We start from the raw sequence: 22,541 nt of genomic DNA, 5'->3' as shown, positions 1-22,541 counted from the left end.
GGCTGGCAGGGGTGCCATAATGCAAATTTTAAAAGATACACTATTAATATTCATCGATAAATTACCGTAATTCGCATAATTAAAAGCGAAAGGGTACCATCCCTGATTGAAATTGCGCTCCATGAATTTTGCCAAGTACCGTTCATTCCAAAGCAGGCGGTTTTACAACACCTGCATGCTTATCATGTGCATTTTGCCCTTGACGGCCATCGTTTCGTGCGATAAGACACCTTTTCAATACGACGGGTTGATTGACCCGGAACATCAGACGAATTACACACTGGTAGATTCGCTTACGTGCGCCCTCAGCACCTACCAGCTGGACTCCTTGGTGACCTCCGGGTCGGCCACCATCCTGACCGGCGAGTACACAGATCCCAATTTCGGGACCCTTACCGCAGGTTCTTATTTTCACCTGGAAACACCGGCTACCACTTCTACCACCATCGACAACAACGTGGTGTACGACTCCACCGAATTTGTGCTGAAGCCCAACCACTACTTCTACGGCGACAGTATGAGCGTGCAGACCATCAATGTGCACAAGCTTACTAAAAAGATCCTGCTGCCCACCACGCAGACGGCCTTGTATAATAATGAGACCTGGCCTTACGATGCCACGCCCCTGGGTACCTGGAGCGGCAGGCTCCGCCCCAGCGTGGACTCCATTATACATATAAGGCTCCCGGACGCCATCGGCCAGGACTTCCTGGACCAGGCACGCCGCCATACCGTGGCCCTCACCAGCCAGGCGGATTTCCTGAACTACTTTGGCGGCATTTCCATCCAGACTACCAGCCACAACGGGCAAAATATCATCATGGGCTTCGGCGGGTCCGATACCACCGCTTACCTGCGTGTGCACTACCACCTGCGGGACCTTGTTTCCACTCCGCAGGCCCTCACGTTCAAGATCACGGATAACCAGCTGCAGTTCAACTCTTACAAGTGGAACCGCACTGGCACCCCCATCGGGAAAATGGATCAGATCCCCTATCCTGGCCTGAACAAGTACCGGTCTATCAGTTCCAACGACCTCGGCCATGTAGCCTACATACAGCCAGCTACCGGCCTGGTAGCCCGCCTGGATTTCCCTACCCTGCCCAACCTGCTGAACTATGCGAAGTTCACGCATGTGCTGAAAGCCGTGCTGGTCTTGCGCCCGGTGAACAGTTCCTATTCTGTATTTACCCTGCCTCCCAAACTGACACTTTGCGAGGTAGACCGCGATAACCACGTATTAGATACACTCACTTCACCCACGGGTGGCACCCAGTATGGGAACCTGGTGATAGACAAGCTGGCGAGTGAACAAACGGCTTATACGTACGATATTTCCAACTTTATCGCCAACCAGATCGCTGTACAGGGCGGCCCGGAAAATATGCATGGCCTGATGATCATGCCTAACCTGGGCGATTTCCGTGCCCGCACAGACCGGATCCTCCTCAGCGATGCCAAGCATAGCACCGCCACCACCAACAGAATGACCATTCAGGTTTATTACCTAAACTACCAATAATAAAAGGCCGTAATCATCGATATGAATATTAAAAAGATCTTAAGCGTTGGCGCAGGTTCCGTGTTACTGCTGATAGGACAACAGGCAGTGGCGCAGAAGGGAGCGAATTCTTTGTACTCCGCATTTGCCATCGGGGACCTGGACCAACATGATTACAGCCGTGGTTTTGGTATAGGTAGTTCCGGTATGGCCCGGCAATCCGTAGGCTTCCTGAATGAACTCAACCCGGCCTCCTATGCTGCCGTGCCCACCCAGAACTTTATGCTGGAAGGTGCGCTCAATTTTAAAATTTCCGACTATAAGAGCACCCAAACCAGTTCTACCGGCGGGGATTTCCAGTTCCGCCACGTAGCTTTCGGGTTCAATGTGGTCCCTGGCCGCTGGGGCTCCGCAGTAGGTTTTTCACCTTACAGCTCTGTAGATTACAGTCTGAGTGAAAATAAATCCATTGCAGGTGCCGCCACCGATCTGAAGGCTACGGTGGAAGGCTCCGGTGGGCTGAACCGCATCTATTGGTCCAACGGGGTACGCGTTACTAAGAACCTGTCACTGGGTATTTCTTCCGCTTTCCTGTTTGGCCCTATCAATGCCAAAGAAACCTTCAACGATAATATCTCCAACGGGTCTATTTATTCACAACGCAGCGAGTACGCTTACAACGTGAATTTTACGGGTGGCGCGCAGTACCACGCCAAGTTGTCTAAAAAATGGAACCTGGGCCTGGGGGCAACCTACCGCTTCAAGACGCCGCTCACGATGCGTCCGAAGATCACCATCAACAATTCATCTGACCAGACCCTGTTTGAAGACGACCTGGCCAAGGAAGGTTTCACCCTGCCGGTGGAATATGGAGGTGGTTTCTCCCTGTCTAATGACAAGCTGACCATCGTAGGGGATGTGCGCCGCCAGTTGTGGAATGACCTGAACAAGACCACCACTTACCAGTTGAAGGATGCTACCCGCATTTCCGGTGGCCTGGAGTATTCCCTGACCAAGACCTATTATAATGGCGCCATGGAAGGTATCCTGCTGCAACTGGGTGGTAGCCACAATGAAAGTTACCTGAGCATTGACGGTCATAATATCACTGACAACAATGTAACCGTAGGGGTGTCCATTCCCAAGGGCTACATTCTCCGCTACTCCCTGGCCATGGAAATAGGCCGGCGTGGTACCATGGCGGGGGGCCTGGTGCAGGAAACATATGTGAATGCCGTGTTCCACCTCACCTTCCGTGACCTGTGGTTCATTAAGCGCAAGGAGTACTAATTATGTGAATGTCATCAATACAATGAAAGCCGCCTTTGAGGGCGGCTTTTTTTATAGGTTCATCCGGTGAAAATGCATGTCAGATACGGAGATGTCCCGCCCTGGTACCTGCTGTTTGCGCGGCCACATCCGCTCCCCGCAAAAAATGCTGGAACCACCTCCCTGAAGCCTTAATAGTACGCTGCTGGGTCTCAAAATCCACGTGCACCAGCCCAAAACGCGCCCGGTAGCCTTCCGCCCATTCAAAATTATCGGTAAGGGTCCAGGCAAAATACCCCTCCACCGGGATGCCTTCCCTTTTGGCCCGCAGCACGGCGCCCAGGTATTCCCGGAAATAATCAATACGCTGCTGATCCGGCACATTACCCTCAGCAATCAGGTCCGGGAAGGACGCTCCGCCTTCCGTAACGATGATCTTCTTCACCCCATCATAAGCGGCAAATTGTTTCAGGATATTGTACATCCCCTCCCCGCTGATCTCCCATCCCAGCCCTGTAAGCGGCACTTGGCGGCTGGAGGCCTTCACCTCCGACATTTGCACGTAAGGCATGAAGGCATTGAAATGCACGGTAAGTGGAAAATAGTTCTGGATACCAATGTAATCAAAGTCGAACGCCAGCTTATCCCAATCGCGCCAGAGGGCGTAACGCCGCTCTATTTTATGCAGCAAGGGAAAGGCATCTGCCGGGTAACCCAACCCCAGTGCGGGCTCTATGAACAAGCGGTTAAAAAGCGCATCTGCCCTTGCAGCGGCCTGCAGGTCCTGCGATTGCTGCGTATAGGGCACAATGTGGGAGCAGGAATACGTGGTGCCTATCACGGCATCTTTCACCATTTCCCGCACCACGGTGCCACCGGCCGCCTGGGCCAGGGCCACATGATGCACGGCCGGCAGGAAGTAGGACAGGCCAAACCTGCCGGGAGCATGTACGCCCAGCATATAGCCCAGCGAAGTGAAGCCAAAAGGCTCATTGAGGATGATCCAGTTCTTCACTTTATCACCATACTCGCGGCAGCACAGGCGGGTAAATTCTTCAAAGGCAAACACGGTGCCCCGGTGGGTCCAGCCGCCTTTTTGCTCCAGGGCCTGGGGCAGGTCCCAGTGATAAAGGGTCACGTAAGGCTCCAGGCCCATTTCCAGGCATGCATCTATCACGCGGTGGTAAAAGGCAATACCGGCATCGTTAATAGCGCCGGTGCCCAGGGGAATAAGGCGGGTCCAGGAAATGGAAAAGCGGAATACGGAGAAGCCCAGTTCTTTGGCCAGGCGGATGTCTTCGCGGTAACGGTTGTAAAAATCAGTAGCGATATGCGGATGGCTGCGGTCCCTGATCTTGCCTTTTTGCTGGCTGAAAACGTCCCAGATAGAACGGCCTTTGCCATCCAGTGTTGCGGCGCCTTCATTCTGGACCGCGGAGATGGCCACGCCCCACTTGAAATCATCGCCAAAATCCTGGCGGGTAAAATGTTCCGGGAATTGATGCATTTGTACGATACGGACAGGCATGTTCACCTACCTGCCATAACCCTGCATTTTACGCCAGTTTAGCGGGATACAGGCATTATATTATTGTTAATCCTGAAACACAACTGCACCGGAGTGAGGCCGGTGCGGTTTGTGTACGATCAGCGGATCAGGAATGAAGTGCCGTGGTTGTTTTTACGGTATGCTGTCTATTTTCTATAAATGGTACGGGCAGTTTATTGTTTGTTACCGGTGGATGCGGGTGCCTGGGAACCCTTTTTAGTGGTAATGAGGATCACGCCATACTTCGCCCTGGGGCCATAGATGGCAGTTGCGCCGGCGTCTTTCAGCACGTCAATAGACTGGATATTGTCCGGGCTGAGGCCAGACAGCGCTTTCGTGTCTGCCGGTTTCCCGTCAACAATGTATAGGGGTTCTTCCCCCGGCTTCCCGGTCCCTATCCGGATGGCTCCCTTCCGGCCCAAAACGGTGTCCCGTATTTCTTCGCCGCGCGGTGTACCATATCCTACGATCATGATGCGGGGAGCGCCGGTATCCCCGGATTGCAGTGTGGTAGCGCCTCTTTCGGACATCGTGATGTTATCACCCGTAATGGTAGCGGCGCTGCCTCCGTTACCCGGCATTACCCGGTCTTCTGCTACAAGGACATCACCTTTCATCGTGAACGTCTGCCCGTTTTTTGTGTTTTTGTCCCCGGACACCTTTGTACCGGTGGGCTCCTGCTTGTCTTTGGACTGGCCGTCTTCTATGATCTTCGGCGTTGCTGTATCTGCGGGCGTTGAGCGCAGCGGTGCCGTAAGGCTGATGATCTTGTCTTTTACGGGCATGAGGGCAGCCTTGCTGGCATTGAGCACCAGTACCAGCGCCATTGCGGCCACCACGGGTATTGTATAGCGCAATACCTGGTATTGCGGTGAGCGTTGCTTGTTCATCATTTTGATCCTGTTTTTAAGAGATGAGAAATTGAAATTGTTTGCGATGGCCGTCGCAGTTGGGATCCCATTAACTTCTAACAGACTGTATTGATATTGTTGGGCGTTCATGCCTTCCCGCAGGATGGTGCGGTCTGTAATGAACTCCAGGTTTTCGCGGATGGCGTGCTGCAACAGCCAGGCTGCGGGGTTGAACCACGCAAAGACCTGCACAACAGCGCCCAGCATTATATCCAGTGTATGCCACTGGCGCACGTGCACCGCTTCGTGGCGCAGGATGCCGGGCAGCGCGTGGGGCGCATGCAGCGCGGGATTGAGGTATATGTTCCTGAAAAAAGAGAAAGGACTTACGCTTTGCCGCAGGGTGTGCACCCGGTATCCGTCTATTTGCGCTGGCTGCGCACTGCGGTGCAGGCGGCCCAGCGACAGGAGCTGTAATATAAAGCGTATAGCCATTACCGTTACCCCTATCCAGAATACCGTGGTGACAATATCCCACGCAAAGGGGCGTGCAGGCTTGGGCGCGGGCAGGGATGGCAGGTAAAGTATCACCACCTGTTGCAGCTCTTCGTGCTTCATCAGCAGGTCGTTGACGGGTATCAGTGGCAGCAGCAGCGCACTCAAGGCGCCGCCCAGCAGGAACCAGCGGTTACCTTTCACGAAGGTGAGACGGTGCAGCACCGCGTAGTGAATGCCGCAGAAGATAGCCAGTGCCAGGTTTGCTTTGAACAGGTAGACGAGCAATGCAGGTATCATGATCAATGGATTTATTTGTTTTCAATAAGCCGGATGATCTCTTTGAGCTCTTCCGGGCTGATTTTCTTTTCCTTCGCAAAGAAGGTGACCAGTGATTTGTACGAGTTCTCGAAGTAATCCTTCACAAACCCGTTCATGAACTTTTGTTTGTAATCTGCCTCGTCTACCACGGGCGTGTATTCGTGCACGTTACCTACTTTGCGGCTGGTCACAAAACCCTTTTTCTCCAGGTTCTTGATGGTGGAGGCCAGGGTAGTGTAAGGTGGCGCAGGATCTGCGTGTGCGTCAATGAAGTCCTTGATAAATCCGGGCCCGGATTTCCAAACGGCCTGCATCGCGGCTTCTTCTTGCTGGGTGAGTTTTTCCATGGTAAAAATGATTCACTGGAACAATATTACGACAGTTTCGTAGAACTACGAAATTTTCGTAGATATTTTTTTTGTAACATTTTTTGATGCCTGTTTTTTGGGGGGCATGGAGGCGTTATGGGACAAATATTCAGCTGCTACTGGTATAAAAAAACGCCCCGGGGCATCCCAGGGCGCTTCTCTTGCTAATACATTTTATGCTTTAAAGGGCTGCAAATGCTTATTTGCTGGCCAGTATTTCTTCCAGTTTTTTATCCAGGGCATCGCCGCGCAGGTTCTTGCCAATGATCTTGCCATGCGGGTCCAGCAGCAGGTTCTGGGGAATGGCGCGGATGCCGTATTGCTCAGCCACAGCATTCTTCCAGCCTTTCAGGTCAGATACGTGGGTCCAGGACAGGCCGTCTTTGGTAATGGCCTCTTCCCATTTCTCTTTATCGTCATCCAGGGAAATACTCAGGATCGTAAAGTTCTTGTCTTTGTAGGTATTATAAGCTTTTACCACGTTCGGGTTCTCTGCCCGGCAGGGGCCGCACCAGCTGGCCCAGAAATCCACCAGCACATATTTTCCCTTGAAAGCAGCCAGGCTCACCGTCTTGCCGGTAGTATCCTTCTGGGTGAAGCCCAGGGCCTGCTGGCCAATGGCGGTTTTGCGGGCCACGGAAAGGCGTTCTGCAAATTCTTTTGCGGAGGGCAGTGCTTTTACAGCCGGCGCCAGTTTGTTAAACACCGGCGTCACTTCTGCCACGTTAATATCATACCCGGCATAGTTGTTCATCACGAACATGGCCACCGGGGAGGCCGGGTTATTCTTGAGGTAATCCGCGTAGATCACTTTTTCAGCGGCATCCAGCTCTTCAAATTTAGATTCCAGCGCCTTCATGCCGGCAGTATCCTTTTTATTATACAGGTCGCGGTACTGGCGCTGCAGGTCTTCTGCCTGGGCGTTCACATCTTTCAGCTTGTTTTCCACATCCTCATAGGCTACCTGCGCTTTAGAGCCCGTCACGGTGGCTTTACTGATAGAATCGGTGGTGGTAACGTTGATAGTTCCCTTGTCCAGGAAAAGGCTCAGGCGGTCGCGCTTGTAAGGATTGAGGGGATCTACCGGCGCATTGGGTACGGCTCTAAAGGTGATCATGGCCATGGAAGGCTCTATGATGGTGCCCTTGAACGTAAAATGACCTTGCACTACATCCGTGCTGTCTATCACGTTCTCCCCGCCACGGCGGGTATTGAAGTAGGCTTTGAGCCCACCTTTCTGCTCAGTTACAGTGCCCACGATCACAAAAGGATGGCCGGGATTGGTTGGTTTGGTTTTAGCCTGCGCAAAAAGCGACATCGGGCTTAAAAGCACCGCGGCTAAGGTCAGTTTATTCATTTCTCTGATTAGATTTTACTCAGTTACAAATTTGTTGAAAGCAAGCGGGAATTGCAATCGGATTATGATAAGCGGTGTGTCCAGGACCTGCCGGAAGGCGGGCAGGCATTGATTTTCAGGTAAGTGTGCCTGGAAGGCATAAAAAAACCTGCAGGATGGTACTGCAGGCTTTCCTATTATGAGCATGCGTTTTTACTTATTCAGCAATTCTTCCAGCTTGGCTTCCAGGGCGTCCCCGCGCAGGTTGCGGGCCACGATCTTGCCATCGGGGCCTACCAGCATGTTAGCAGGGATAGACTGGATACCGTACTGCACCGCCACGGAATTTTCCCAGCCTTTCAGGTCAGATACCTGTGTCCAGGCCAGGCCGTCTTTCTCAATGGCGTGTGTCCAGGGGTTTTTATCCTTATCCAGGGATACGCCCAGGATGGTGAAGTTCTTGTCTTTGTATTTGTTGTAAGCCGCCACCACGTTGGGGTTCTCTGCACGGCACGGCCCACACCAGCTGGCCCAGAAGTCTACCAATACGTATTTGCCACGGAACGATTTGAGGGACACGGGTTTGCCGTTCACATCGTTCTGGGTGAAGTCGTCTGCCTCCACACCAATGCCGCTCAGGCGGGCGGCGTGCAGGTACTTGCCAATGGCCTCGCCGTATTGGGATTGCTGCACGGGCTTATCCAGGGAGGTGAACAGCTGCTCCATCTGCTGGGGGTCCACGCGGTTGCGCAGCTCATTAAGCATCAGCCATACGCTGGCCAGGTTATGCGGGTGTTTTTCTACGAATGCCACCCCGGTCTTGGTCACTTCCGCGCCAAAGGCCTCTGCTTTTTTCCGGAAAGCTTCTTTGGCCGCTTCATCATCACCACGGATGCCGCGGGCTTCTACGTTGAGTTGCTGCGCCTGGCCAATCAGCGGCTGGAATGCCTGCTGGTAGGCTTGCATGGCTTTGGCATCTTCATCGCCTTTAAAGCTTTGCGCCACGGGGAAAGTGGCTGCTTCCGCATTCACCACTACATTTTCCTTCCCGCTGGTGAAGAGCATGGGCTGGTCGTTATCCTGGAGAATGAGGGCGTAGATGGCTTTTTCCTTGCCTTTCACGGGCATGGAGAACGATTCGTCGGCTTTGAGGGCTACGCTGTCTTCCGGCGTGTTGCTTTTATCGTTGTAGAGGTAAATGGTCTTCCCATTTCCCCCTTTAATCTTCCCACTTACGGTTTGCTGGCAAAAAGCAGCGCTGCCACACATTAAACCAGCTGCTACGAGGACAATTTTTTTCATGAATACGGTTTACTTTATGCGGCAATATAGCTAATATTCCATCTATGAAATTGCCGCTCCTGTAGTTTTTAACCTTTCTTTTGACGCCCCTCCAGCACTTTCACAATGTCGTTCAGCTGGTAGCCTTTTGCATTCAGGAGAATGAGGTAATGGAAAAGCAGGTCGGCCCCCTCGTTGAGGAACAGGGCTTCGTTATCGTCTTTGGCTTCAATCACCAGTTCTACAGCCTCCTCGCCCACTTTCTGCGCAATCTTGTTAATGCCTTTGGCAAACAGGCTGGCGGTGTAGGATTTCTCTGAAGGATTGGCGCGACGGTCTGCAATGGTGCGTTCCAGCTGGTACAGGAAATTTTCGTTCACGTTATCCTCGTTCCAGCAGGTGCCGCTGCCGGTATGGCACACGGGGCCCACGGGCTGCACGCGGATGAGGAGGGTATCGTTATCGCAGTCTACTTTCACGTCTTCCAGCAGCAGGAAATTGCCGCTTTCTTCACCCTTGGTCCACAGGCGTTGTTTACTGCGGCTGTAAAAGGTCACTTTTTTACCGGCCAGGGTCTTGTCCAGGGCTTCCTGGTTCATATAGCCCAGCATCAGTACTTTCTGGGTGCGGGCGTCCTGGATGATGGCCGGCACCAGGCCATCGGGCGATTTTTGGAAATTCACTTGCATGATGAGCGGTTAAAAGCGGATGTTCACACCCTTGTCGTATAAATAATTCTTAAGATCGGGAATGGTGATCTCATTGTAGTGGAAAATGCTGGCAGCAAGGGCTGCATCTGCCTGGGCCACTTCAAACACCTGGTCAAAGTGCTCCATGGTACCTGCGCCGCCGCTGGCTATCACGGGCACATTGAGCTGCTGGGAAAGTTGTGCGGTAATGTCCAGTGCAAAGCCTTGCTTGGTGCCATCATTGTTCATGGAGGTCAGCAGGATCTCGCCCACACCACGGTCTACGGCCTCCCTGGCCCAGTCCAGGGTGAGGCGGTCTGTTTTTACACGGCCCCCGTTCAGGTACACGTACCAGTTGCCGTCTTCAAACTTGGTATCAATGGCCAGTACCACGCACTGGCTGCCAAATTCCAGGGACAGCTCATTGAGCAGCTCCGGGCGTTTGAAGGCGGAAGTATTGACAGAGATCTTGTCTGCACCGGATTGCAGCAGCACCTGCACGTCCTCCACGGAAGCAATGCCGCCACCCACGGTAAACGGGATGTTGACATGGCGGGCAATGCGGGTCACCAGCTCTGACAAGGTCTTTCTTCGTTCATTCGTAGCCGTTATATCCAGGAATACCAGCTCGTCTGCGCCCTGCTGTGCGTACAGTGCACCCAGTTCAATGGGGTCGCCGGCATCGCGGATGTTCTCAAAGTTCACCCCTTTTACCGTGCGCCCGTCCTTGATGTCCAGGCAGGGAATAATGCGTTTGGTCAACATAGCATTTAATGATTTGTGCGGATAAATTGTTTCAGCTCCTCCGTGGTGATGCGGCCCTCATAGATGGCCTTACCCACGATCACGGCGCTGCACCCAATTTGCTGCAGGTCGTAAATATCTTTCAGCTGCGCCACTCCGCCGCTGGCTATGAAGTACAGCTGCGGAAAGGCTTCCAGTATGCGTTTATAAAGGTCCAGGGAAGGGCCCTGCAGCAGGCCGTCCTTGGCCACATCTGTGCAGAACAATTGCTGCACACCGGCTGCAGTACGGTCTTTCAGGAAATCGAAAATAGTTACGTCCGTGGTTTCCAGCCAGCCGCTTACGGCCATCTGTTCCCCTTTCACGTCGGCACCCAGCAGGATCTTTTCCGCGCCGTATTGTTTTACCCAGCCATCAAAAAGGGAAGGCTGCTTTACTGCCACGCTGCCCACGGTGGCCATGGCTGCGCCGCTTTCAAAGATGATCCCGAGATCCTTTTCCGTCTTTACGCCCCCCCCAAAGTCTATGACCAGCGCGGTTTTGCCGGCAATGGTTTCCAGTACTTTCCAGTTCACCACCTGTCCTTTCCTGGCGCCATCCAGGTCTACCAGGTGCAGGCGGCGGATGCCCATGTCTTCAAACTCCCTGGCCACTTCCAGCGGGTGCTCATTATACACTTTCTGCTGCGCATAATCACCCTGGGTGAGACGCACACATTTGCCATCAATGAGGTCTATGGCGGGAATAATTTCAAACGGCTGCTTTGCCGTGTTCAACGGGATCTCCATCCGGCAGTATGTAATTTGTTCTTTTTCAAAATAATCCCCTGCCTGTACAAAACCCAGGGGCGTATAAAAACTTTGGGCGGTGTTACGGGCGTGGCACCACAACAGGGTTACCCCAGAAGCGCCGGCCACCTGTGCAAAGTGGTGCAGCAGCATTTTGCCATACCCCTTACCCCGCTTATCCGGTGCAGTGGCCAGTTTGCGGAACTGGGCGGAGCTGCCGTTAATGAACAGGGAGCCCACCGCCACCAGTCTTTCCCCTTCAAATACGCCATAGTGGCGGCCCTTGTCGTCATTTTCCACCAGCACTTCGTGCAGGTCTTTACTGGGGTACAGCACATCCCGCCGCAATTGCAGTGTATCCGTTACCGTTATCTCCCTGATGCTTGCGCCCATCCTGCTTACAGTTTCAAAAAGTTCTCAATGATGCGCTGTCCATGCTCCGCGGATTTCTCCGGGTGGAACTGCACCGCATAAAAATTATCTTTTTGCAGCGCGGAGCTGTAGTTGATCACGTAGTTGGTTGTAGCCACCGTATGCGGGCTGAGGGCGGCATAATAGCTGTGTACAAAGTACATGTAGCTGTTTTCCGGCACATGCTCAAACATAGTGCTGTACAGGCCTGTGATGTTGTTCCAGCCTATTTGCGGGATCTTCAGTCCATTAGGCACCGGCGATTCAAATTTCTTTACCTCCACGTCAAAGATGCCGAGGCACTGTGCATCGTTCTCTTCGGAGTGTTTGCACAGGAGCTGCATGCCCAGGCAGATGCCCAGCACGGGTTGTTTCAGGCTGGTGATCACCTGGTCCAGCTTATGTTCCCGGAGGTATTGCATGGCGGTACTGGCCTCTCCCACCCCGGGAAATATCACCTTATCGGCAGCCATGATCTCCGCCGGGTCGTCTGTGACCACGCCGGTAGCGCCTATCCGTTCCAATGCAAACTGCACGGAGCGGATGTTGCCGGCGTTGTATTTTATAATAACTGTTTTCATATGCTAAGCAATGATTCCCTGGATAAAGGTCTTTACGGTAGCTGGCAGTGTGCCATTGGCATTCCCGATGGCTTTGATAAACGCGGTGCCGATAATGGCGCCGTTGCTGTGCGCGCAAGCCGTTGTAAAAGTACTTTTATCTTTAATGCCAAAGCCTATCAGCACGGGGTTTTTCAGCTGTAATTGCTGTAATTTCTCGAAGTAGGCCGCCTGGTCGTTCATGTTCTTATCCTTACCAGTGGTGGAGGATGAGGACACGGCATAGAGGAATCCCTGGCTGGCGGCATCCAGTTGGCGGATGCGGGCTTCGCTGGTTTCGGGTGTTACCAGGAAAATGAGGTGCAGCCCGTACTGGTCAAAGGTGGTCTTGTACTCCGCCTCGTATTCCGCCAGTGGCAGTTCCGGCAGGATGAGCCCATCCACCCCAACTTCCTTACAGCGCTGGCAAAACGTTTCCACGCCCATTTGCAGGATCGGGTTCAGGTAGCCCATCAGGATCACCGGCAGCGTAATGGTGCTGCGGAAGCCTTTCAGTTGCTCAAACAACTTGGCAAGGCTCATCCCGTTCTTCAGCGCACGGGTGCTGCTGTCCTGGATCACCGGCCCATCGGCCAGCGGATCAGAGAATGGCATGCCTAGTTCAATGAGGTCTGCACCGGCATCCTGCAGTGCCTGCATTACCGGTAAAGTGCTCTCCAGTTCCGGGAAACCCGCCGTGCAGTACACGTTAAGCACATTCTTATTTTTCCGGGAGAATAATTGGTCTATTCTGTTCATAAAAACTGTATTGCGTACAACGTACAACGTATAACGTACTTCTGCTGGAAGCCCTGTCCCTGTTGTATTGTACAGTTCTCAAATTTCATGTTTCACGTACGTTGTACAACCATTAAAACTTATCCAAATTCCTGATATACGTCTCCATGTCCTTATCACCACGGCCGCTAAGGCATACTACTACCACGTCTGCGGGTTTCAGGTCCAGGTCTTTCAGCTTGGCCACTGCGTGGGATGATTCCAGCGCGGGGATAATGCCTTCCAGGCGGGTAAGCTCAAAGGCGGCTGCCAGGGCTTCATTATCAGTAGCACTCAGGAACGTACCGCGGCCACTTTCGTATAAGTGGGCGTGCATGGGGCCTATACCGGGATAGTCCAGGCCTGCGGAAATGGAGTACGGCTCCGTGATCTGGCCGTCTTCACTTTGCATGAGCAGGGTTTTGGCTCCATGGATAAGGCCTACTTTTCCCAGCACGGTGGAAGCGGCCGATTCGCCTGTTTCATTACCATGCCCGGCTGCTTCTACGGCTACTATTTTAACAGAAGGTTCGTCCAGGAAATGGTAGAAAGTACCAGCGGCATTACTGCCGCCGCCTATGCAGGCCATTACGTAATCCGGTGTTTCACGGCCTTCTTTTTCCTTCAGTTGTTTGCGGATCTCTTCACTGATCACAGACTGGAAGCGGGCCACCATATCGGGGTAAGGATGCGGGCCGGCGGCGGTGCCCAGGATGTAGTGGGTATCCACCGGGTTGTTGATCCAATCGCGGATAGCCTCATTGGTGGCGTCTTTCAGCGTTTCGCTACCGCTGGTGGCGGGTACTACCGTGGCACCCAGCATTTTCATACGGGCTACGTTGGGGGCTTGTCTTTTAATGTCCACGCTGCCCATGTACACTACGCATTCCATGTTCATAAGGGCGCATACGGTAGCGGTGGCCACGCCATGCTGGCCAGCCCCGGTTTCTGCAATGATGCGCTTTTTGCCCAGGCGTTTGGCCAGCAGGATCTGGCCAATGGTGTTATTCACCTTATGCGCACCGGTATGGTTCAGGTCTTCCCGTTTCAGGTAGATCTTTGCTTTGTATTTTTCAGACAAGCGCTTCGCTAAATACAGGGGGGAAGGGCGGCCTACATAGTCGGTGAGCAGCTGCTGGAACTCGGCCTGGAAGCCGGGATCACGGAGAATGTCCATGTATTTTTGCTGCAGCTCTTCCACGTTCGGGTAGAGCATTTCAGGAATATAAGCACCTCCAAACCGGCCATAGAAGCCATTTTCATCGGCCTGGTAAGGAGAGTGAAAGGTATTTTCAGCAATCTTCATTTGCTATTGATTTTGAGTTGAGGAAAGGGCTCCTATAAAAGCCTGTACAGCGCTGAGATCTTTTACGCCGGGGGCCGTTTCAAAACGGCTGTTTACATCTACCGCATACAGGTGTGGCCATCGCAGCGCACGCAGGGCACCGGTTTCTTCCGCGCCAATGCCCCCACTCAGGAAGAAAGGCACGTCAAAAGGATAGGTGTCCAGCACCGCCCAGTTAAACTGGTGGCCTGTGCCGCCATAGGCAGCTTTACTGGCTGTATCAAAAAGAAAATAATCCACGATGTGCGCATAGGGCTTCAGTGTGTCCCAGTTAACGGTATCGCCTATACGGAATGCTTTGATCACCGGCACATACTGGGCCAGGGTAGCACAGTACTCGGGGCTTTCGTCCCCGTGCAGCTGCACCAGTTGCAGGCCGTAGCCGGTCACTTTATCCAGCACCCCTTCCAGGGTTTCATTGACAAACACCCCTACCCTGGCCAGTTTGGGTGCGGTTTTCTTTACATCCGCCCCTTGCAGCAGGTGGCCCATGTAGCGGGGAGAGCGTTCATAGAAAATGAGACCGGCATAGTCTGCCCCAAGCCTGGAAAGTGTTTCCAGGTCTTCCAGCCTCGTGATGCCACATACCTTTATTTTCATTTGGATGTTGTTTGTGCCAGGGCGTTCACGAAATCATTAAAAGCCTTGCCGGGATCTTCCTGCTTCATGAAATACTCGCCCATTAAAAATCCTTTGAAACCCGCGTTGCGCAAGGTCACAATGGTATCTATATTGTCAATGCCGCTTTCCGCCACCTTCAGCTTATCCGCCGGCAGTTTTGCCGCCAGGGCTATAGAGCGGTCAATGTCCACGTTAAAGGTGACGAGGTCGCGGTTATTGATGCCCACCATATTCACATGCTCAGACACCTTGTCCAGCTGTGCTTCCGTGTGCATTTCCAGCAGCACTTCCATGCCCAGGTTATGGGCCACGCCGGAGAGGTGCAGTACTTCTTCTTTGGTAAGGCATTCTGCGATGAGCAGGATCACATCCGCCCCGATGGCGCGGGCTTCGTAAACCTGGTATTCATCCACGATAAAATCCTTGCGCAGGATGGGGATCTCCACCAGGGTGCGCGCCTTGGTAAGGTCTTCACTGCTGCCGCCAAAGAATTTATCATCCGTGAGCACAGAAAGCCCGCTGGCCCCGCAGTTGGCATAAGCCTGGGTCACTTCTTCCACGGAGTTGCGGTCATTGATCACACCCCTGGAAGGCGACTTGCGCTTGTACTCTGCGATGATGCCGGACTTCTGCGGTTGCTGTAAGAAATTAACCAGCGAGACCACAGAGCGGTTGAACAAAGGCGCATTTTCCAGGTCACTGATCGTGCGTTGCTGTTTGGCAGCCGCTACCACCGTACGTTTGTAAGCCACTATTTCCGCGAGAATGTCTTTCATAATCCTTTATAATTATTGCAAAGAAATCAGTTTGTTAAAGGCTTTGTGGGCAGCCCCGCTTTCCAGCGATTCGATGGCCGCCTGGAAGCATTCGTCATAGGTGGAATACCGGCCCATGCAATGCAATCCCATAGCGGAATTGGCCAGTACCACGGCATTCTGTGCCCAGCTGCCTTCGCCTTTCAGGATCTTCATGAAGATCTTAGCGGCATCGGCCACGGTATTGCCCCCAAAAATATCTTCCGGCGATACGCGGCGGCGACCCAGTGCTTCCGGGGTGCAGTCCTGCTCCCCTTTACGGTCTATCACCTTGGTATCGGCCGTCAGGGATATTTCATCATACCCATCCAGGCTGTGCACGATCACAAAGTCCTTGTCGGTTTGCTGGAACAGGTAGTTGTACACGCGGGCCATTTCCAGGCTATACACGCCAATGAGCTGGTGCTGCGCAAAAGCGGGATTAACCAACGGCCCCAGCATATTAAAGAAAGTGCGCACGCCCAGCTGGCGGCGTACACCTGCCACGTTCTTGAGCGCAGGGTGGAACAGGGGCGCGTGCAGGAAACATACGCCTGCCTCTTCCAGTTCTGTTTTCAGCTTGGCAGGATCGGCCTTAAATTTATACCCCGCACTCTCCATCAAATTAGATGCCCCGCTCACGGAAGACACGCCATAATTGCCATGCTTGGCCACCTGGCCTCCCGCACCGGCTACGATAAAGCAGCTGAGGGTAGAGATATTAAAAGTGTTCTTGGCATCGCCACCGGTACCTACAATGTCCAGCACCGCGTGGCCATTCAGGTCTACCGGCACACAAAGTTCCAGCAATGCATCGCGGAAGCCCAGCAGTTCATCGATCGTGATACTGCGCATGAGGAACACGGTCATGAAGGCGGCCAGTTCGCTTTCGTTGAACACGCCGGCAGAGATCTGGGTGAGAATGTCTTTTGCCTGCGCGCGGCTGAATGTTTTATGTTCAAATAAATAGTTGAGTATCTTTTTCATCGTTCGGTTTGCACTAAAAATGGGATAATTACATTTTACTTAAAATCCTTGCTGTATCAGGCTTTCAGCCAGTTACGCAGGATCTGCTCACCGTGGGGCGTCAGTACACTTTCCGGGTGAAACTGTACACCGCTTACGTCATAACGGGTGTGCTGCATCGCCATGATGAACTGTTCATCATCTTTTGCCGTCACCACCAGTTCTGCCGGGATGGTCTTTTCATCCACCACCCAGCTGTGATAACGTCCTACCGCAAAGCGGTCTGGCAGGCCTTCAAACAGGCGGCCGCTGCGGTCAATGATCGCTACATCTGTAGCTACGCCGTGGTATACATCCTTGAGGTTAATGAGGTCTGCCCCAAAAGCCTGGCCTATGGCCTGCAGGCCCAGGCACACGCCAAAGATGGATTTACTGGGTGCATATTCTTTGATCAGCGGCAGCAGCAGGCCTGCTTCTTCCGGGATGCCCGGACCGGGGGAAAGGATGATCTTATCATAGTCTTTCACCTGTTCCAGGGGAATTTCATCATTGCGGAACACTGTCACTTTCTGCCGGATGATCTTTTCAACCAGGTGCACCAGGTTATAGGTGAAGGAATCGTAGTTGTCAAATACCAGGATGTTCATATCAGATCGTTTGTGCCAGCAGAATGGCTTGTTTCAGTGCATTGAGTTTATTGTTCACTTCTTCCAGTTCGGACGAGGCCACAGACTTGGCCACCACACCGGCGCCGGCCTGGTAGTACAGGGTATTGCGCTTGCTCAGCATAGAGCGGATCATGATGGCGTGATTGAACTCACCATTGAACCCTACAAAGCCGATGCAACCGCCGTAGAAGCCGCGGGCCGTAGGTTCATACTGGTCAATGATCTGCATGGCGCGGTACTTGGGCGCCCCGCTCAGTGTGCCTGCGGGGAACGTGGCTGCCAGTAAGGAAAAGGGATTGGTATCTGCGGGGATCCTGCCGGTCACTTCGCTCACCAGGTGGATCACGTGGGAGTAGTATTGGATCTGCCGGTCTTTCTCCACCTGCACATTGGTAGCATTGCGGCTCAGGTCATTGCGGGCCAGGTCCACCAGCATCACGTGCTCTGCATTTTCTTTCGGGTCTTTCAACAGTTTATCCGCCAGCACCTGGTCCTGCACGTCATCGCCGGTACGGCGGAAAGTGCCTGCTATAGGGTGTATGGTGGCTTTACGATCCTTGATCACCAGCTGGGCTTCGGGAGAAGAGCCCATCAGTTTATAATCGCCGTAATCAAAGTAGAAGAGGTAAGGTGAGGGGTTGATGGAACGGAGGGCGCGGTATACATTGAATTCATCTCCTTTGAAGGAACGCTGGAAGGCTCTTGATAACACTACCTGGAATACATCCCCACGGTAGCAGTGTTGCTTGCCCTGCTCTACCATCTGCATGTAAGCGGCGTCGTCCATGTTACTTTCTTCTTCACCTTCGGTCTGGAAGCGGTAGGTAGGTGTGTCCTTGTGCCGGATCAGTGCTTCTATCTGTTCAAACTCGCTATCTACGCCGGCCACCTGGTTTTCACAGAGGTACATTTCATCCTTGAAGTGATTGATCGCGATCACATACTGGTAGAAGCGGTAGCGCATGAGCGGGATGGCGGCATCTGTCTGCTTCTGCTGGTTGAAGGAGATCTTTTCAAAGAACTGCACGGAATCAAATGTGCTGTAACCAAAAAGCCCTTCTGTAAGGCGTATGGGCGACTGCTCGCTGAAGCTGAAGCTCTTTAGGAAGGCTTCCAGTTCATTGAGCACGGATTGCTTGTCTTTGAGCTGCTTCTTCTCCACCGGCTGGTTCGGGTATTTGAATTCAAAGTCCCGGGTGGAGCTCACTTCAATACCGGCAATGGGTTTGATACCAATATAGGAGAAACTGTTCTCGCTGGCCCGGTAGTCCGTGCTCTCCAGCAGGATGGTACCGGGAAATTTGTCGCGCAGCCGCAGATAGATGCCCACAGGCGTAAATACGTCCGCCAGCATTTGCTTGTACCTTGTTTTTACCTGAATGATCCGCATAGTAGTAAGGGTTACTAAAAGTTGACGTTGAGCTAAAAAGAAAAAGGCTCGCTGTGTTAGCGAGCCTTTCTATTATATCCTGAAAATAGACATAGCACTGAACACAGTTATCGAAGATCGATCCTGTGCCACCACCAGTATTTATTTGTCATGTTATTTTGCATAGCGAGAACAAATATGGAAGGTTTTTCCCACAAATGCAAATTTTTTTCAAGAAATAGCACGCTTGTGGCACAGGTCCCCTTACAGCACACCTTTGGTGCTGGGCAGCTGCATATGCATAGGATCGCGGCGCACGGCCATTTTTATCGCTTTTGCAAAAGCTTTGAAAATGGCTTCTATTTTATGATGTTCGTTCTGCCCTTCAGCTTTGATATTCAGGTTGCTGCGGGAGCCGTCGGAGAAGGATTTGAAGAAATGGTAGAACATCTCTGTTGGCATTTCTCCTATCTTCTCACGGGTGAAGGTGGCATTCCACATCAGCCATGCACGGCCGCCAAAATCAATGGCTGCCTGCGCCAGGCAATCGTCCATAGGTAACATGAAGCCATAACGCTCAATGCCCCGCTTATCGCCCAAAGCCTGGGCCATGGCCTCTCCCAGCGTAATACCGGTATCCTCAATGGTATGGTGCTCATCAATATGCAGGTCGCCTTTGGCTTTGACCGTAAGGTCTATGCCGCCATGGCGGGCTATCTGCTCCAGCATGTGGTCAAAGAAACCCAGGCCCGTGTGGATGTCTGCTTTGCCGCTGCCATCCAGGTTGAGGCGGATGGTGATGTCTGTTTCCTTGGTGGTGCGTGTATGCGTTACCGTTCGGAGGCCCAGTTTCAGGAACTCGTAGATTTTAGCCCAATCCATAGATTCCAGTGCAATCACATTGCGCAGGCTGTCCACCTCTTGCTGCGTCAGTTCCGCCTGGCCCAGGCCATTGCCTTCATTGAGCCAGATGGCCTTAGCACCCAGGTTCTGGGCCAGTTTCACATCCGTAATGCGGTCGCCGATCACGAAGGAATTTTTCAGGTCGTACCCTTCTCCGAAATATTTGGTGAGCATACCGGTACCGGGCTTGCGGGTGGGTGCATTATCCGCGGGGAAAGAGCGGTCAATACATTCTTCGGAAAAGATCACGCCTTCGTTTGCAAAAGAACGCATGACGAATTTATGCGCAGGCCAGAACGTATCTTCCGGGAAGCTGGGCGTGCCCATTCCATCCTGGTTGGTCACCAGTACCAGTTCATAATCCAGCTCCGCGGCAATCTTGCCCAGGTAGGTAAATGCTTTCGGGTAAAACTCCACTTTTTCCAGGCTATCGATCTGGTAAGTAGGCGGTACTTCTTTGATCATGGTACCATCGCGATCGATGAAGAGGACACGTTTCATTAGCTTGTTCAGTTATTGGATTGCTAGATTGTTGATGGTTAAAAAGCGCTGATAGCCGCTACCAGCGTGGCATTTTCATGGGGCGTGCCCACGGTGATGCGCAGGCAGCCGGCGCAAAGCTCTACTTTACTGCGGTTGCGCACAATGATACCCTGCTCCACCAGGAAGTTGTAGATACCATTTGCATCGATGGTTTTTACCAGCAGGAAGTTGGCATCACTGGGATAAATACGCAGCACCTGCGGCAACAGCGACAGCCGGCTCACCAGCAGGTCACGTTCCTGCACGGTTTCTTTGATCCATCCGTTTACCTGCTCAATATTGCCCAGGGCTTCCAGCGCCAGCTCCTGCGTGGCCTGGCCTACGTTGTAAGGAGGCTTCACTTTATTGAACACATTGATGATATCCTCGCTGGCGAATGCCATGCCCACGCGCAAAGCAGCCAGGCCCCAGGCTTTGGAAAGGGTCTGCATCACCACCAGGTTCGGATATTCCGTAAGCTCCTGGATGAAAGAACGCTGGCGGGAAAAGTTGATGTATGCTTCGTCTATCACCACCACGCCATCAAAATTGCTCAGGATCATTTCAATATCATCCCGGTTCAGGGCATTACCGGTCGGATTGTTGGGAGAGCAGATAAAGATCAGCTTTGTATTGGCATCAATAGCCGCTTCTATGCCTGGCAAGTCCAGCTGGAAGTCATCGGTGAGGCTCACTTTACGGATGGTCACATCGTTAATGTTAGCGCTCACTTCATACATTCCATAGGTGGGCGGGCAAAGGATCACGTTATCTGCACCGGGGGTGCAGAAAGAGCGGAAAAGCACGTCTATGGCCTCGTCGCTGCCATTACCTATGAAGATATTCTGGGGCGGTACCCCTTTGATATCCGCCAGTTTATATTTCAGTTTCCACTGCATCGGGTCCGGGTAGCGGTTGTAATTTACCGGCAGCGGGGAACCAAAGCTGTTTTCATTTGCATCAAGGTAAATGCTGGCCTCTCCTTTAAACTCATCGCGTGCGGAGGAGTAGGGAGTAAGGCGTTTTATATTATCTCTGAGTACCTGGTTCAGGTCAAACATCGTCGTATAAATTGAGTCGTTGAATTAATAGTTCAGGCGGATGGTCACGGCCTGTTTATGTGCATCCAGGCCTTCCGCAGCCGCCATCAGTTCAATGGTCTGGCCTATCTGCTGCAGGCCTTCCCTGCTGAGGCGCTGGTAAGTGATCTTCTTTAAAAAGCTATCCAGCGATACGCCGCTGTAGGCGCGGGCATGGCCGTTGGTAGGCAGGGTGTGGTTAGTGCCGGAGGCATAGTCACCGGCGCTTTCCGGGGAATAGTTGCCCAGGAATACAGAACCTGCATTGATCACTTTATCAGCCAGCATTACATCATCCTGGCAGGCAATGATGAGGTGTTCCGGTGCATATGCATTGAGCAGGTCCATGGCTTCCTCCATGTCTTTTACCAGGATCATGCGGCTGTTGTCCAGCGCTTTGGAGGCGGTCTGATGTCGCGGCAGTTCCTGCAATTGTTTTACTACAGCGGCTTCCACATCTTTGATCACCTGCAGTGAGGTAGTGACCAGCAGCACCTGGCTATCAGGGCCGTGCTCCGCCTGGGATAAGAGATCTGCCGCCACAAAGCCGGGTATGCAGGTCTCATCTGCCAGCACCGCCACTTCCGAAGGACCGGCGGGCATGTCGATAGCGGTACCGGCCTTGTTCACCAGCTGCTTGGCAGCGGTTACATATTGATTGCCGGGGCCAAATATCTTATACACGCTGGGTACGGTTTCCGTGCCATACGCCATAGCGCCGATGGCCTGCACACCCCCTATTTTAAATACCTTTTCAATGCCCACGGCCTGCGCGGTGAAGAGGATGGCGTCGTTCACTTTGCCTGCGGCATTAGAGGGCGTGCACAGGACCACTTCGCGGCAACCCGCTATAGCAGCGGGAATGCCCAGCATGAGGATCGTGGAGAACAGTGGTGCGGAGCCCCCGGGAATGTAAAGGCCCACCTTGTCAATGGCCACGGATCTGCGCCAGCATTGTACGCCGGGCATGGTTTCTATCACCTGTGATTGTTCCTGCTGTGCTTTGTGAAAACGTTCTATATTCTGTTTGGCCTGGAGAATGGCCTGTTTGAGGGCGGGGTCTAAATTGGCGTTGGCTTCGGCAAATTCTGCGGTGGATACCTGTACATTTTCCAGCTCCACATTGTCAAACTGTTTGGCATAGCGCTTCACAGCTGCATCACCTTCCTGCTGCACTGCCTGGAGAATGGCCGCCACCTTACTTTCCAGGGCGGCGGTATCCATTACAGGGCGCTGCAAAAGCACGTCCCAATCTTTTCTATCCGGGTATTGAACGGTTTGCATGGATCGGATTT

The 22,541-nt window shown here is 52.8% G+C and carries 21 protein-coding genes; 2 read left to right on the top strand and 19 right to left on the bottom strand.

Annotated elements, in window-relative coordinates; translation table 11 throughout:
• The first annotated feature begins 184 nt into the window (after positions 1-184).
• Entirely contained in the window at positions 185-1,522 is a 1,338-nt protein-coding gene (locus tag DCC81_RS12405) for a DUF4270 family protein (protein ID WP_165806562.1), read from the top strand.
• 21 nt (positions 1,523-1,543) lie between these two features.
• Positions 1,544-2,791, top strand: a complete 1,248-nt coding sequence (locus DCC81_RS12400) for a hypothetical protein (RefSeq protein ID WP_108686939.1) — start codon at positions 1,544-1,546, stop codon at positions 2,789-2,791.
• Between the two features lie 79 nt (positions 2,792-2,870).
• On the opposite strand, the gene DCC81_RS12395 is transcribed toward DCC81_RS12400, so the two are convergent.
• From DCC81_RS12395 to hisD, 19 genes are all read right to left on the bottom strand, one after another.
• Entirely contained in the window at positions 2,871-4,298 is a 1,428-nt protein-coding gene (locus DCC81_RS12395; protein ID WP_240612973.1) for a GH1 family beta-glucosidase, read from the bottom strand.
• Between the two features lie 194 nt (positions 4,299-4,492).
• The gene (locus DCC81_RS12390; protein WP_108686937.1) at positions 4,493-5,965 is read right to left on the bottom strand and encodes a M56 family metallopeptidase; all 1,473 of its coding nucleotides are present in this window, start codon (positions 5,963-5,965) and stop codon (positions 4,493-4,495) included.
• A gap of 11 nt (positions 5,966-5,976) precedes the next feature.
• The gene (locus DCC81_RS12385) at positions 5,977-6,333 is read right to left on the bottom strand and encodes a BlaI/MecI/CopY family transcriptional regulator (RefSeq protein WP_108686936.1); all 357 of its coding nucleotides are present in this window, start codon (positions 6,331-6,333) and stop codon (positions 5,977-5,979) included.
• A gap of 220 nt (positions 6,334-6,553) precedes the next feature.
• A complete protein-coding gene (locus DCC81_RS12380; RefSeq protein ID WP_108686935.1) occupies positions 6,554-7,711 on the bottom strand; it encodes a TlpA disulfide reductase family protein in 1,158 nt (385 codons plus the stop codon).
• Between the two features lie 192 nt (positions 7,712-7,903).
• Positions 7,904-8,992 carry a TlpA disulfide reductase family protein gene (locus DCC81_RS12375; RefSeq protein ID WP_108686934.1) on the bottom strand — a complete coding sequence of 363 codons (1,089 nt, stop codon included), beginning with the start codon at positions 8,990-8,992 and terminating at the stop codon, positions 7,904-7,906.
• Between the two features lie 68 nt (positions 8,993-9,060).
• Entirely contained in the window at positions 9,061-9,660 is a 600-nt protein-coding gene (gene hisIE, locus DCC81_RS12370; protein ID WP_108686933.1) for a bifunctional phosphoribosyl-AMP cyclohydrolase/phosphoribosyl-ATP diphosphatase HisIE, read from the bottom strand.
• Between the two features lie 9 nt (positions 9,661-9,669).
• On the bottom strand, positions 9,670-10,425 hold the full coding sequence (hisF, locus tag DCC81_RS12365; RefSeq protein ID WP_108686932.1) for an imidazole glycerol phosphate synthase subunit HisF: 756 nt from the start codon (positions 10,423-10,425) through the stop codon (positions 9,670-9,672).
• A gap of 5 nt (positions 10,426-10,430) precedes the next feature.
• Positions 10,431-11,585 (bottom strand): 1-(5-phosphoribosyl)-5-[(5-phosphoribosylamino)methylideneamino]imidazole-4-carboxamide isomerase, encoded by a 1,155-nt coding sequence (hisA, locus tag DCC81_RS12360; protein ID WP_108686931.1) that lies wholly within the window; start codon positions 11,583-11,585, stop codon positions 10,431-10,433.
• A 5-nt stretch (positions 11,586-11,590) separates the two neighbouring features.
• On the bottom strand, positions 11,591-12,184 hold the full coding sequence (hisH, locus tag DCC81_RS12355) for an imidazole glycerol phosphate synthase subunit HisH (RefSeq protein WP_108686930.1): 594 nt from the start codon (positions 12,182-12,184) through the stop codon (positions 11,591-11,593).
• Positions 12,185-12,187: 3 nt separating this feature from the next.
• Positions 12,188-12,961 (bottom strand): tryptophan synthase subunit alpha, encoded by a 774-nt coding sequence (trpA, locus tag DCC81_RS12350; protein WP_108686929.1) that lies wholly within the window; start codon positions 12,959-12,961, stop codon positions 12,188-12,190.
• Between the two features lie 112 nt (positions 12,962-13,073).
• A complete protein-coding gene (gene trpB / locus DCC81_RS12345) occupies positions 13,074-14,285 on the bottom strand; it encodes a tryptophan synthase subunit beta (protein WP_108686928.1) in 1,212 nt (403 codons plus the stop codon).
• 3 nt (positions 14,286-14,288) lie between these two features.
• Positions 14,289-14,924: a phosphoribosylanthranilate isomerase gene (locus tag DCC81_RS12340; RefSeq protein ID WP_108686927.1), complete on the bottom strand. Its 636-nt coding sequence runs from the start codon at positions 14,922-14,924 to the stop codon at positions 14,289-14,291.
• Positions 14,921-15,721 (bottom strand): indole-3-glycerol phosphate synthase TrpC, encoded by an 801-nt coding sequence (gene trpC, locus DCC81_RS12335; RefSeq protein WP_108686926.1) that lies wholly within the window; start codon positions 15,719-15,721, stop codon positions 14,921-14,923. Before trpC ends, DCC81_RS12340 begins: the two co-directional genes overlap by 4 nt.
• Positions 15,722-15,733: 12 nt before the next feature.
• On the bottom strand, positions 15,734-16,726 hold the full coding sequence (gene trpD / locus DCC81_RS12330; protein WP_108686925.1) for an anthranilate phosphoribosyltransferase: 993 nt from the start codon (positions 16,724-16,726) through the stop codon (positions 15,734-15,736).
• Positions 16,727-16,782: 56 nt separating this feature from the next.
• Positions 16,783-17,352 (bottom strand): anthranilate synthase component II, encoded by a 570-nt coding sequence (locus DCC81_RS12325; protein WP_108686924.1) that lies wholly within the window; start codon positions 17,350-17,352, stop codon positions 16,783-16,785.
• A 1-nt stretch (position 17,353) separates the two neighbouring features.
• Positions 17,354-18,763 (bottom strand): anthranilate synthase component I family protein, encoded by a 1,410-nt coding sequence (locus tag DCC81_RS12320; RefSeq protein WP_205686324.1) that lies wholly within the window; start codon positions 18,761-18,763, stop codon positions 17,354-17,356.
• Between the two features lie 243 nt (positions 18,764-19,006).
• On the bottom strand, positions 19,007-20,146 hold the full coding sequence (gene hisB, locus DCC81_RS12315) for a bifunctional histidinol-phosphatase/imidazoleglycerol-phosphate dehydratase HisB (protein WP_108686923.1): 1,140 nt from the start codon (positions 20,144-20,146) through the stop codon (positions 19,007-19,009).
• Positions 20,147-20,184: 38 nt separating this feature from the next.
• Entirely contained in the window at positions 20,185-21,228 is a 1,044-nt protein-coding gene (gene hisC, locus DCC81_RS12310) for a histidinol-phosphate transaminase (protein ID WP_108686922.1), read from the bottom strand.
• 24 nt (positions 21,229-21,252) lie between these two features.
• The gene (gene hisD, locus DCC81_RS12305) at positions 21,253-22,530 is read right to left on the bottom strand and encodes a histidinol dehydrogenase (RefSeq protein ID WP_108686921.1); all 1,278 of its coding nucleotides are present in this window, start codon (positions 22,528-22,530) and stop codon (positions 21,253-21,255) included.
• Positions 22,531-22,541: the final 11 nt, after the last annotated feature.

It is taken from the genome of Chitinophaga parva, assembly GCF_003071345.1.
GTDB lineage: Bacteria > Bacteroidota > Bacteroidia > Chitinophagales > Chitinophagaceae > Chitinophaga > Chitinophaga parva.
This window is presented reverse-complemented; position numbering and strand designations above follow the sequence as displayed.

Bases quoted from the DNA above. Each gene is read 5' to 3' on its own strand.
- DCC81_RS12405 (WP_165806562.1), top strand. From the start codon at position 185: ATGTGCATTTTGCCCTTGACGGCCATCGTTTCGTGCGATAAGACACCT.
- DCC81_RS12400 (WP_108686939.1), top strand. From the start codon at position 1,544: ATGAATATTAAAAAGATCTTAAGCGTTGGCGCAGGTTCCGTGTTACTG.
- DCC81_RS12395 (WP_240612973.1), bottom strand. From the start codon at position 4,298: ATGCCTGTCCGTATCGTACAAATGCATCAATTCCCGGAACATTTTACC.
- DCC81_RS12390 (WP_108686937.1), bottom strand. From the start codon at position 5,965: ATGATACCTGCATTGCTCGTCTACCTGTTCAAAGCAAACCTGGCACTG.
- DCC81_RS12385 (WP_108686936.1), bottom strand. From the start codon at position 6,333: ATGGAAAAACTCACCCAGCAAGAAGAAGCCGCGATGCAGGCCGTTTGG.
- DCC81_RS12380 (WP_108686935.1), bottom strand. From the start codon at position 7,711: ATGAATAAACTGACCTTAGCCGCGGTGCTTTTAAGCCCGATGTCGCTT.
- DCC81_RS12375 (WP_108686934.1), bottom strand. From the start codon at position 8,992: ATGAAAAAAATTGTCCTCGTAGCAGCTGGTTTAATGTGTGGCAGCGCT.
- hisIE (WP_108686933.1), bottom strand. From the start codon at position 9,660: ATGCAAGTGAATTTCCAAAAATCGCCCGATGGCCTGGTGCCGGCCATC.
- hisF (WP_108686932.1), bottom strand. From the start codon at position 10,425: ATGTTGACCAAACGCATTATTCCCTGCCTGGACATCAAGGACGGGCGC.
- hisA (WP_108686931.1), bottom strand. From the start codon at position 11,585: ATGGGCGCAAGCATCAGGGAGATAACGGTAACGGATACACTGCAATTG.
- hisH (WP_108686930.1), bottom strand. From the start codon at position 12,184: ATGAAAACAGTTATTATAAAATACAACGCCGGCAACATCCGCTCCGTG.
- trpA (WP_108686929.1), bottom strand. From the start codon at position 12,961: ATGAACAGAATAGACCAATTATTCTCCCGGAAAAATAAGAATGTGCTT.
- trpB (WP_108686928.1), bottom strand. From the start codon at position 14,285: ATGAAGATTGCTGAAAATACCTTTCACTCTCCTTACCAGGCCGATGAA.
- DCC81_RS12340 (WP_108686927.1), bottom strand. From the start codon at position 14,924: ATGAAAATAAAGGTATGTGGCATCACGAGGCTGGAAGACCTGGAAACA.
- trpC (WP_108686926.1), bottom strand. From the start codon at position 15,721: ATGAAAGACATTCTCGCGGAAATAGTGGCTTACAAACGTACGGTGGTA.
- trpD (WP_108686925.1), bottom strand. From the start codon at position 16,726: ATGAAAAAGATACTCAACTATTTATTTGAACATAAAACATTCAGCCGC.
- DCC81_RS12325 (WP_108686924.1), bottom strand. From the start codon at position 17,352: ATGAACATCCTGGTATTTGACAACTACGATTCCTTCACCTATAACCTG.
- DCC81_RS12320 (WP_205686324.1), bottom strand. From the start codon at position 18,763: ATGCGGATCATTCAGGTAAAAACAAGGTACAAGCAAATGCTGGCGGAC.
- hisB (WP_108686923.1), bottom strand. From the start codon at position 20,146: ATGAAACGTGTCCTCTTCATCGATCGCGATGGTACCATGATCAAAGAA.
- hisC (WP_108686922.1), bottom strand. From the start codon at position 21,228: ATGTTTGACCTGAACCAGGTACTCAGAGATAATATAAAACGCCTTACT.
- hisD (WP_108686921.1), bottom strand. From the start codon at position 22,530: ATGCAAACCGTTCAATACCCGGATAGAAAAGATTGGGACGTGCTTTTG.